This window comes from Carboxydothermus islandicus (genome assembly GCF_001950325.1).
Lineage (GTDB): Bacteria > Bacillota > Z-2901 > Carboxydothermales > Carboxydothermaceae > Carboxydothermus > Carboxydothermus islandicus.
In genome coordinates this window covers 1-301 of sequence record NZ_BDJL01000086.1, presented here as the reverse complement: position 1 = coordinate 301, position 301 = coordinate 1, and the positions used below count along the sequence as shown (strand labels likewise).

Sequence of the window (301 nt, the reverse complement as noted above, 5' to 3'; positions counted from 1 at the left end):
GAACAAGGTAGACGAATACATTCCGACACCGCAGCGGGATGTAGATAAGCCGTTCTTAATGCCGGTAGAGGACGTATTTACCATTACCGGACGGGGGACGGTAGCAACCGGACGGGTAGAGCGGGGACGGATAACCGTAGGAGAAGAAGTGGAGATAGTAGGATTGATGGATGCACCGCGTAAGACGGTAGTAACGGGACTGGAGATGTTCCGGAAGGTATTGGACGAGGCGGTAGCAGGGGACAACATAGGAGCGTTATTACGGGGTGTAGACCGGAAGGAAATCGAGCGGGGGCAGGTA

The 301-nt window shown here is 54.5% G+C and carries 1 protein-coding gene; it reads left to right on the top strand.

Annotated elements, in window-relative coordinates:
- The coding region (locus tag ciss_RS09210; RefSeq protein ID WP_268874216.1) for an EF-Tu/IF-2/RF-3 family GTPase at nucleotides 1-301 on the top strand (301 nt) is incomplete at both ends.